Source organism: Streptomyces sp. NEAU-W12 (assembly GCF_026242095.1).
Taxonomy (GTDB): domain Bacteria; phylum Actinomycetota; class Actinomycetes; order Streptomycetales; family Streptomycetaceae; genus Streptomyces.
Map to the genome: position 1 here is coordinate 1 of NZ_JAPJDM010000066.1, position 5,984 is coordinate 5,984.

The following is a 5,984-nucleotide window of genomic DNA, read 5'->3' on the forward strand; positions in this document are numbered from 1 at the left end:
GGCTGGACGGCGACGCGCTGGATGCTGCGATAGGCGCCTTCCTGTCCGCACGGACAGCCCGCACCCGGGAGCCGGACACGCTGCGGCCGATCGCGGTGGACGGCAGGACCGTCCGCGGCTCACGCACCCGGACCACCGCGGCGGTCTCGCTGCTGGCCGCGATGGCGCACAGCGGAGAGGTCCTCGCCCAGCGCCAGGTCGCCAACAAGAGCAACGAGATCCCCTCCTTCGCACCGCTGCTGAACGGCGCCGGCCTCGCCCATGCCGTGATCACGGCGGACGCCCTGCACACCCAGCACGGCCACGGCACCTGCCTGCGCTCGCGAGGAGCCCACTACATCGCCGTCGTGAAGAAGAACCACCCCGGCCTGTTCGCCCGCGTCCGCACCCTGCCCTGGCGTGAGATCACACTCGACCACTACGAGCGCACCCGGGCGCACCACCGCGACGGGATCCGTCGGCTGAAGACCGCCGTGTTCACCCACCTCGACCACCCCGACGCCCGCCAGGCCCTCCAAGTCGTGCGCTGGAGACGAGACCTCGGCTCGGGCAAGCTGACCATCGAACGCATCTACCTGATCACCAGCCTGCCGCCCGGCGCGGCCCCCAGCGTCCAGCTCGCTTCCTGGATCAGAGGCCACTGGGGTATCGAGCAGGGTCTTTGAGAAGTCTCGAGGTGGGTGGTTCGCCTGCTGAGCACTGGATGTGACGGCTTGTCGACTTCTGTCGGCAGCGCCCCTGGACGCAGAACAGGCATGGCCGCTGGTGATCATGTGGGTGTCGAGTCCGTATGAGCACCGAGCGAGTCCATGCCTGCGCACCCATCTTCCCGCATGCCGTCATACCTCCGGAAACTGGGGGACGCCTCCGACCCTGTCCCGCTGGAGACGGTCGCTGACCTGCGGAGTTATCTGGCCGCGGTGCCTGACCCGCGGGCCCGTCGCGGCATCCGTCACCCGTGGGCGGCCCTGCTCACCGCTGCGGCCGCCGCCGTTCTGGCCGGCGCCGCCTCGATCACGGCGATCGGAGAGTGGGTCGCCGACGCCCCGCAGCGCGTCCTGTCCCTGCTCGGGTTCCGCCCCGACCCGCTGACCGGTCTGATCCGGCCGCCCCACGCCACGACCATCCGTCTCGTCCTGGCCGCCGTGGACGGTGACGCACTCGACCGCGCCATCGGTGACTTCCTCCAGGAACGCAAGGCCCCGGCCTCCGGACGCAAGGTCATCGCTGTCGACGGCAAGACACTCCGCGGCTCTCGCACCGCCAGGCGGCCGGCCATCGCTCTGATCGCCGCGATGACCCACAGCGGCCATGCCCTCGCCCAACGGCAGGTCGACGGGAAGAGCAACGAGATCCCGGCCTTCGCCCCACTTCTCGACGGCATCGACCTGACTGACGCGGTGATCACCGCGGACGCCCTGCACACCCAGCACGACCACGCCGCCTACCTGCATAAACGCGGGGCGCACTACCTGGCCGTGATCAAGAGGAATCACCCCGGACTGCACGAGAAGGTCCGCCGCCTGCCCTGGCGTGACGTCCGCCTGGATCACTACGAACGCGTCCGGGGCCACCACCGCGACGAGGTTCGCCGTCTGAAGACGGCCGCGTTCGCCCCCCTCGACTACCCGCACGCCCGCCAGGCCCTCCAAGTCGTGCGCCGGAGAAGGGACCTGGGCACGGGCAAGCTCTCGATCGAACGCGTCTACCTGGTCACGAACCTGCCGCCCGGCGCGGCCGACGGCAGCGAACTCGCTGCTTGGATCCGCGGCCACTGGCGCATCGAGAACCAGCTCCACCACGTCCGCGACCGCACCTTCCACGAGGACGCCTCGAAGATCCGTACCCGCCACCTGCCCCGCGTCATGGCCGGCCTGCGCAACCTCGCCGTCGGCGTCCACCGCCAGGACGGCCACATCAACATCGCAGCCGCCCTCCGCCACACCGCCCGAAACCACCTGCGGCCCCTCACCGCCCTCGGGCTGGCATGACGAACCCGGACACAAGATCACTTCTCAAAGACCCTGGGGTATCGAGAGCCTTCTCCACCACGTCCGTGACCGGACCTTCCGCGAGGACGACTCCAAGATCCGTACCGCTCAACTGCCCAGCACAATGGCCAGTCTCCGGAACCTGGCTATCGGCCTCCACCGGCAGGACGGCCAGAAGAACATCGCAGCCGCCCTCCGGCACGCGGCCCGCGACTACCGTCGGCCCCTGGCCCTCCTCGGCCTCACCGGATGAATCCGGACAAGATCACTTCACGCAAAGACCCTGGGGGGCGGACCCCGGCGTAATCCCGGGCCCACGAACCGCTGAGATTGGGATGCTGACGCGCCATCGGGTCGCCCAACTTCCGCCATCCGGTCGGTGCGGCCAAGGACGCCATCGCTCTCGACGACATCTCGGGCGGCCGCTTCGTCCTCGGCGTCGGCACCGGTTCGGTCGGCGCGGGCGACTCGAACGTCCTCACCCAGGAGGTCTTCACCAGGCGGGAACGCACCGAGCGTTTCGAGGAGTTCGTGCAGCTGACGGACGAACTGCTGCGCAACCCGGTCACCACTTTCACGGGTACGCACTTCTCCGCGTACGAGGCCCGCATGATCCCGGGGTGCGTCCAGCGCCCCCGCCTGCCGATGGCCATCGCCGGCACCGGACCCAGGGGCCTCGCGCTGGCCGCACGGTACGGGCAGGCATGGGTGACCACCGGACCGACCGACTGGGCGCGGGGATTCACGCCGGAGGAGTGCCTGGAGGCGGTCGCGGCGCAGGTGGTCAGGTTGCGAGAGGCCTGCGACCGCTCGGGCCGCGACGTCGACGAGCTGGACCGCATCTTCGTCGCCACGGACCCGGCGGGCGACTTCCTCTCCACGCCGGACGCCTTCCTCAAGATGGCCGAGTCCTACGCGAAGGCCGGCATCACGCACCTCGTGCTGCACGCGCCCCGTGAGGAAGGCATCTACGCCGCCGACCCCGAGGCACTTCACCGCATCGCGGCGGGCGCCCTCCACGCCGTCCGCGACATGTGACCACATCGGGGACTCGCGGCTTCAGCTCCGGGCGCGAGAGTCCCAGCGGGTGTCCGCACGCACCAACTCGTGCCCCGCGGCCTCCAGCGCCACGGCCATGTCGTCCGTGCGGTGCGCGGGCACGAGCACCAGGTCGGCGTCGTACGTCGACACCACGAAGACCGGCACCCCGGCGTCCGCCAGCGGCCCGACCACGGAGGCCAGCAACCCGGGAATGTTCAGGCCGTGCCCGGCGTCCAGGTCGTACAGCCCGGTCCACCGATCCTCCGCGGCGGTGTCCGCCCCGGCGTCCCGCACCACGGTCAGGCCCTCGGGAGCACGCACCAGGGCGTGCCATCCGCCGGCGGGCGGCTCCCGCGTCCCGGCGAGCCTCTCCACCACGAAGACCGTGCTCAGCACTCCCAGACGCAACATCGAAAGGGTACCCCTCTCGGACGACTCGGCCCCGACACAGCAGTCACAGCATCGCCTCTCGCCGGGGCTGGAATGCGAGAAGCAGGCGTCGAAACCTCGCCCCCGGGACGCCGCTGTCCCGCCGCGCGCGAGGGCCCCGGCCGGTTGATGTCCGGCCGGGGCCCGCGGTCACGAGGCGCCGACGCGTCAGCCGACGAGGTAGCGGGCCGCGTCGACGACATGCGAGCCGTGACCGAACGCTGCGCTGACGCGCTCCAGCCGGCCGGAGGTCTCAGGCGTCAGCCGCGACCAGAACCCGTTCGCGGCGTGCAGCAGGAAGCGGAACGCCAGCTCCGGTCAGACCGTCTCCGCACAGCGCACCAGCGCCCGCCGGACGACATCGACCGGCTCCTGGCCCTCCGCGCGCGGGTCGAGCAGGGCGATGAGCTCGACCACCTCCGGCGTCAGACGCCGATGCCCTACCGCGTCCGTGTCCGCGTCCGTGCCGTCCCCGGCACAGGGGGCGTACGTCGTGCAGGACGCCTCCGAGGCGCCACGCGCCCGGGCCGACGGCACGACCACGGCCAGCAGCCGGTCCAGCCACGCCCGCGCGGCACCGCGGACCACCGGGGCACCGCCCAGCGGCGGGTCCGTGGCGTGCCACAACACGGCCAGCTCGTCGTCGTCGAGCCCGGAGTCCCGCAGCCGCAGGAGGTCCTCGGTGAGCAGGACCAACCCGACAGGGTCTCCCTCCGCGCCCAGATCCGTCCGGACGTGGTCCAGTTCGTCCTGGGCGTCGAGCACCCAGTCCCCGTGGAACGACGCACCGAGCGCGGTCACGCCGAAGTCGAAGACCGCGCTGGTCCTGTCCGCCCCCGTCACCCTCCTGCTGCGCGCCCTGCCCTCGGCCCGGGGGCGACAGCTGACCGCCGTGCTGCACAGCCCGCCCGCCCGGGGCATCACCCATCCCGCGGTCGCCCTCGTCCTGTCCACGGGAAGCCTCGCGGTGGCGTCCAGCCGCAGCTCGACGCCTTAGAAGTCATCTCATTTGGTGAGTCTGCGGTAGCAGATCAGGGTGCAGGCGATGCTGGTGAAGGCGAGGAAGTGGTCGGCCTTGCGTTCGTAGCGGCGGTGGAGTCGGCGGCAGCCGGCGAGCCAGGCCATGGTGCGTTCGATGGTCCACCGGTGCCGGCCGAGCCGCTGGGAGGTCTCGACGCCCTTGCGAGCGATGCGGTGCCGGATGCCCCGACGAGACAGCCATTGCCGCAGGTGGCGGTAGTCGTAGCCCTTGTCGGCGTGGAGCTTGCCAGGCCTGCGGCGGCGTCGGCCGCGACGGGAGCGGATCGGCGGTATGCCCTTGACCAGCGGGATCAGGGCCTGGCTGTCGTGGAGGTTGGCGCCGGAGATTCCGACGGAGAGGGGCAGACCGGTCCGCTCGGTGATCAGGTGGATCTTTGACCCGTACTTGCCCCGGTCGACAGGATTCGGACCCGTCAGGTCCCCCTTTTCAGGGCCCGCATGTTCACCGAGTCGATCGCGCACCTCGACCAGTCCAGCTCGCCCCGGGAGCCGAGTTCGTCCAGGACCAGGCGGTGCAGCTTGGCCCACACCCGGGCCTTGGTCCACTCGACAAACCGGCGGTGGGCCGTGGCCCCGGACGGCCCGAACGACGCGGCGGGCAGCTGCTGCCACGTGCAGCCCGACGTCGCCACGAACACGATCGCGGCCAGCACCTCACGGTCGCCGTGCCGACGCCGACCACCACCCTGAGGCCGCGAGGGCGCCTCCGGCACCACCCGCTGGAACAGCTCCCACAACTCATCCGGCACCAGCCGCTCAACGATCCTCGCCACGACCCACAGCCTACCGAGCCAATTGAGATGACTTCTAAAGCCTTCCTCCCGCAGCAGGCCGGCGACCGTGTCGGCGGAGACCCGATGGCCCTGCCGGGTCAGCGCCGCTGCCAACTTCCGGGTCGACTTCGTCGTCCAGCGCAGCGGCGACATAGGGTCACCCCGCTCGTCGGGCTCGACCAGCCCAAGCAGAGCCGGCCGTAGCCCCGGATCAAGGTCCGCTGCCCTCTTCCGGCCACCACCAGGACGACGGACCCGCCCCAACAGCACCTGGCCAGACTCCAGTTCGGCCGCTCCGCGCGAGACCGTGCCCTCCCGAACCCCGGCCGCGGCGGCGACGCGTCTGATCCCACCATGCCCCAGCGTCAGTGCTTCCGCCCCTATGGCCAGCCGACGCTGACGCTCATCGAGATGCGGTAACAACACCTGGAACTTCGCCGCCAGGACATCCTCGGTCCCCTCTGATCTCCCCATACCAGAACAACGAGTCCGCCAGCTGGAAGCCACGACTTGATTCCCGGCAAGCCCTTACTGATCGTTTCAGAATGAGCTTGGCGGAGGGCTTGGCTGTGGGCTGAGTCAACGGCAGACTTCTGCGAGTGTCGGATGATCTTGTACCTGATGACCTGTGGGACCGCGTGGCCCCGTTGCTCCCTCCTCGTCCGCCGCGTCGTCGCCGGTATCCGGGACGGTTGCCGGTGGATGACCA

8 protein-coding genes and 2 pseudogenes are annotated in these 5,984 nt (G+C 70.5%); 6 read left to right on the forward strand and 4 right to left on the reverse strand.

The features are described from left to right. The 4 genes from ORI94_RS34790 to ORI94_RS34805 all read left to right on the forward strand — a co-directional run. Positions 1-665 (forward strand): ISAs1 family transposase (locus tag ORI94_RS34790; protein WP_266083066.1); only part of this gene is annotated, 665 nt, incomplete at its 5' end. A gap of 168 nt (positions 666-833) precedes the next feature. Next, positions 834-1,991 (forward strand): ISAs1 family transposase, encoded by a 1,158-nt coding sequence (locus ORI94_RS34795; RefSeq protein WP_266083068.1) that lies wholly within the window; start codon positions 834-836, stop codon positions 1,989-1,991. Between the two features lie 124 nt (positions 1,992-2,115). Further along, positions 2,116-2,244 carry a hypothetical protein gene (locus tag ORI94_RS35440; protein WP_323056121.1) on the forward strand — a complete coding sequence of 43 codons (129 nt, stop codon included), beginning with the start codon at positions 2,116-2,118 and terminating at the stop codon, positions 2,242-2,244. A 95-nt stretch (positions 2,245-2,339) separates the two neighbouring features. Further along, on the forward strand, positions 2,340-3,029 hold the full coding sequence (locus tag ORI94_RS34805; RefSeq protein ID WP_266083072.1) for an LLM class flavin-dependent oxidoreductase: 690 nt from the start codon (positions 2,340-2,342) through the stop codon (positions 3,027-3,029). Between the two features lie 21 nt (positions 3,030-3,050). Here the strand turns inward: ORI94_RS34805 and ORI94_RS34810 are convergent, their stop codons facing one another. Together ORI94_RS34810 and ORI94_RS34815 are read right to left on the reverse strand one after the other, a co-directional pair. Next, a complete protein-coding gene (locus tag ORI94_RS34810) occupies positions 3,051-3,443 on the reverse strand; it encodes an ACT domain-containing protein (RefSeq protein ID WP_266083070.1) in 393 nt (130 codons plus the stop codon). A 336-nt stretch (positions 3,444-3,779) separates the two neighbouring features. Next, entirely contained in the window at positions 3,780-4,304 is a 525-nt protein-coding gene (locus tag ORI94_RS34815) for a hypothetical protein (protein ID WP_266083078.1), read from the reverse strand. A gap of 16 nt (positions 4,305-4,320) precedes the next feature. Here ORI94_RS34815 and ORI94_RS34820 point away from each other — a divergent pair, with 16 nt between their 5' ends. Then, on the forward strand, positions 4,321-4,458 hold the full coding sequence (locus ORI94_RS34820; protein ID WP_266083074.1) for a hypothetical protein: 138 nt from the start codon (positions 4,321-4,323) through the stop codon (positions 4,456-4,458). Positions 4,459-4,466: 8 nt separating this feature from the next. Here ORI94_RS34820 and ORI94_RS34825 read toward each other — a convergent pair. Beyond that, positions 4,467-5,266 (reverse strand): IS5 family transposase gene (locus tag ORI94_RS34825; protein WP_416237955.1). Its coding sequence is split into 2 segments (ribosomal slippage): positions 4,467-4,918 and positions 4,918-5,266, totalling 801 coding nucleotides; the frame shifts between segments, so codons are not numbered across the junction. Positions 5,267-5,311: 45 nt separating this feature from the next. Beyond that, positions 5,312-5,749: pseudogene (locus tag ORI94_RS34830) on the reverse strand (ISAzo13-like element transposase-related protein); the annotation flags it as partial. A 125-nt stretch (positions 5,750-5,874) separates the two neighbouring features. Here ORI94_RS34830 and ORI94_RS34835 point away from each other — a divergent pair. Next, a pseudogene (locus ORI94_RS34835) lies at positions 5,875-5,984 on the forward strand (IS5/IS1182 family transposase); the annotation flags it as partial.

What these genes read in the sequence shown, in the direction of transcription:
- ORI94_RS35440 (WP_323056121.1), top strand. Translation starts at nt 2,116, where the DNA reads ATGGCCAGTCTCCGGAACCTGGCTATCGGCCTCCACCGGCAGGACGGC.
- ORI94_RS34795 (WP_266083068.1), top strand. Translation starts at nt 834, where the DNA reads ATGCCGTCATACCTCCGGAAACTGGGGGACGCCTCCGACCCTGTCCCG.
- ORI94_RS34810 (WP_266083070.1), bottom strand. Translation starts at nt 3,443, where the DNA reads ATGTTGCGTCTGGGAGTGCTGAGCACGGTCTTCGTGGTGGAGAGGCTC.